At 40.6% G+C, this 3392-nt stretch carries 4 protein-coding genes and 1 pseudogene; all 5 read right to left on the reverse strand.

Annotated features, from left to right (window positions below):
* Positions 1 to 182 (reverse strand): annotated as a pseudogene (locus AC1DRF_RS20130) (amino acid permease); the annotation flags it as partial.
* Positions 183 to 283: 101 nt separating this feature from the next.
* Positions 284 to 562, reverse strand: coding sequence for a YokU family protein (locus tag AC1DRF_RS20135; protein WP_016764133.1), 279 nt, complete (start codon positions 560 to 562; stop codon positions 284 to 286).
* A gap of 2 nt (positions 563 to 564) precedes the next feature.
* The gene (gene kamA, locus AC1DRF_RS20140; protein ID WP_427076537.1) at positions 565 to 1974 is read right to left on the reverse strand and encodes a lysine 2,3-aminomutase; all 1410 of its coding nucleotides are present in this window, start codon (positions 1972 to 1974) and stop codon (positions 565 to 567) included.
* Between the two features lie 42 nt (positions 1975 to 2016).
* A complete protein-coding gene (locus AC1DRF_RS20145) occupies positions 2017 to 2496 on the reverse strand; it encodes a GNAT family N-acetyltransferase (RefSeq protein ID WP_097823403.1) in 480 nt (159 codons plus the stop codon).
* Positions 2484 to 3392 (reverse strand): MlrC C-terminal domain-containing protein (locus AC1DRF_RS20150; protein WP_477741511.1); only part of this gene is annotated, 909 nt, incomplete at its 5' end. The genes AC1DRF_RS20145 and AC1DRF_RS20150, both read right to left, overlap by 13 nt.

The raw sequence follows: 3392 nt of genomic DNA on the forward strand, positions 1-3392 counted from the left end.
GCAATCAGCGCTCCTCCAGGTCCAGCAGTTTGGATGGATGATCCGGTAGCTAGAAATAAGCCTGTTCCGATTGACCCTCCAATGGCAATCATGGTCATATGGCGTGCTTTTAAATGGCGTTTTATATGCTTATCGTCCTGCTTTTTTTCTTCTTCATTACGATTTATATCGACCGCTTCCATACTTATCCCACCTTTATAAATGAACTATGCGCACATGTTTAACGTAAAGCGTATAAGAATATCCATCTCCCACAAAAAGCAGGAGATGGACCCTTCATTGCTTACTTTGAAAAATCAAAGTAGTTTCGTTTTAATAGACGAGGCAGGCTCATAAGCTGTTCGTACGTTACACTTTTTTCTAAGGCAGAGGTGTTGATTAAAAACAGTTGATCTTCAATGTGTCCAACCGTTGCATCTGTTTGATACGTAATGCCGCATTCTGAACATGTAATGGAAGGCGTCTCTTTAATTTCTATAGCTTTTGTGCCGTCAGGAAGCTCCCAATAAACCGTTGCATCCGTCTCTTTCGCTTCATAGGATTCGCACCATTGACATTTCAATATTATTCCTCCTTCGCTCCCGCCGTTTCGTATTTTTTCATTTGCGTTTCAAATTTTTTCTCTTTTAATTGATCGCGCTTTTCACGCTTGTCTTTTAAAGAGCTATGCTTTGGATTTTGGTCATACGTTTTCCGGCGGTCAAGACGGTTTAGACCTTCCGGTGTTAAGTTGAACTTTGTATCATCAATAATCGAAAGAACACCGTTGCTTTCAAATTTTTCAAATACTTCAGGATATACTTTTTTATAAAATTCTTCTGCGCTTCCACTTTGGTAATTTTGCGGCTCCGGATACGATGTAATAACACCTTCAAAGTTTCGAAGCACCACTTTATTGGAGCTTTGAGAAATAATATAGTTTGGCTGCAGCGGAATTTTACCGCCTCCTCCAGGAGCATCCACGATAAACGTAGGAACTGCATAGCCGGACGTATGGCCGCGAAGTCCTTCCATAATTTCTAGCCCTTTACTGATCGGCGCACGGAAATGGCCGATTCCTTCTGATAAATCACATTGATAAATGTAATAAGGACGCACGCGAATTTTTACTAAATCATGCATAAGCTGCTTCATGATTGGCACGCTGTCGTTAATTCCGGCTAAAATAACCGCTTGGTTTCCAACTGGAACTCCTACGTTCGAAAGCATTTCACAAGCACGCTTTGATTCTTCTGTAATTTCAATTGATGTGTTAAAATGCGTATTTAGCCAAACCGGATGATATTTCTTCAAGATATTGCACAGGTTTTCTGTAATGCGCTGCGGGAACACCACCGGTGCTCTTGTACCGATACGAATAATTTCTACGTGCGGAATATCGCGCAAATTTTTCAAAATATATTCTAAAATATTGTCATTGATTAATAGGCCGTCTCCTCCGGAAATTAATACATCACGGATTTGAGGGTTGGCTGCAATGTAATTAATAGCTGTATCCAGCTGTTTTTTTGGAACGCCCATGCCAATTTGTCCTGAAAAACGTCTTCTTGTACAGTAGCGGCAGTACATAGAGCATTGATTTGTAACTAAAAACAGTACGCGGTCGGGATAACGGTGCGTTAAGCCAGGAACCGGTGAATCTTCATCTTCGTGAAGCGGATCTTCTAAATCATACCTTGTTTTATGCAGTTCTTCTGAAATAGGAACGGACTGCATTCTGATTGGACATTTCGGATCGTTCTCATCCATTAACCATGCGTAATAAGGAGTGATATTTAACGGAATCGTTTTGGTTGCAATTTTAACGCCTTCTTCTTCTTGAGGTGTTAAATTGATCACTTTCTTTAAATCTTCCAATGTTTTAATCGTGTTTGTCAGCTGCCATACCCAGTCGTTCCACTGCTCGTCCGTTACATCTTTCCAAAGCTCGATTTCTTTCCAGTGTCTGCTTGCTTTATATAATGTATTTTTCATTTTATATTCCCTCCAAAGTTCATTTTTTGAATAGATGTTCTACTAAGAAATTGACCGCACCATATAATAGCGATCTTCTCCTTCGCCAAACTCTCCTGCTCGCGTTTCTTTAATGGTAAAGCCCATTTTTTTATACAGCTTCACAGCCCCTTCATTTTTTACATTTACAGTCAAACAAACGCTTTCGAAATTATCTTTTTGTAGAACCGAAAATATTTCTTCTAAAAACAGCTGTCCAATTCCGCTTCCTTGTTTATCAGAGCGGACGTAGAAACCAAAGATATAAGCTTTTGTGATATCTTTGTAATCTCGAAGCAGCTCGCAAATGGCAATTGGCCTTGCGTCATTTTCCTGGAAATATTGAATAAGCTTGCCGTAGCGGGCTAAAGGTACAAGCGTCTGTTCATCAACGGCTCCCATGCCCGGAAACGCATCTTTTTCCAGTTCAATCATCATCTTTTGCTGTTCAGGATTTAACGATTCTGGCACTTCGATATAGTACTGCTCTTTTAATGCATCCATTTTTCTTTCCTCCTTTTTTCACTTTCATATTTGACATCTTGCAGCGGCCAAATTGGTTTTGAAATGTGCTGATAATTAAAGGTCGTTAAGCGATTTGATGCTACGCCCGGAGCATCCACATAGATGATAGATCCTACAAGCGGTTCAAAAGCGGCTCTGAAATGATTTTTAGCTTTTAAACCAATCATTTTTTTCGTCGCTGGCTCGATACCGATATGGCGAAAAAGTTCAGGATCGTTTGCTGATACCGGCCTTCCAATCAACAAAATATCCAATTCTCCTACTCGAATATGAGCTGCACCTTTTACATTTACTTTTAAATGCTGATTAAACGGTCCCGAATTGTAAAATTCACCTTCTGATAAGCCAATGACCTTTGCTTCAACTTCAACGGGCTTTCCGAACTCAGGAGAAACTTTTCCTCCTAAGGAAAGAGAGACGTAATTCCCAACTCCTGCTTGCACGCATTGTTTAATAGATTCAGGGTCATAAAGACCTCCAAATAGTGTCCCCGGCATATCTAGCTTCAGCATGTATTCCAACAGCTCTGTTGTATCRCCGCTTCCGCAGCTTAAAGGATTGTCCGCTATATCAGCGAGCACAATTGGCTGTTCGTTTGATCGTTTTAGCGCTGTTTGCAGACCTTCTTCAACGGTAGGCAAATCCATGATAAAATCTTCTTTTATACTCCAAAACTGAGAAGCTAGTCTCTTTGCTGTTTTTTCTGCCGTTTCAGGATTCAAAGCTGTTACGAGCACGCTTGCTCCGGCAATTGGAATATCAGAATACGGAAAGCCCCCAAAAATGGAAACATTGTATACGTCTGCTTCTTGCTCGGCTTGCTTAGCAAGATCAATCATTTTTTTCATCGGCCCTTCTGCGGTTCGCATATTAAT

It is taken from the genome of Priestia sp. P5_B4, assembly GCF_056400385.1.

What these genes read in the sequence shown, in the direction of transcription:
- kamA (WP_427076537.1), bottom strand. Translation starts at nt 1,974, where the DNA reads ATGAAAAATACATTATATAAAGCAAGCAGACACTGGAAAGAAATCGAG.
- AC1DRF_RS20145 (WP_097823403.1), bottom strand. Translation starts at nt 2,496, where the DNA reads ATGGATGCATTAAAAGAGCAGTACTATATCGAAGTGCCAGAATCGTTA.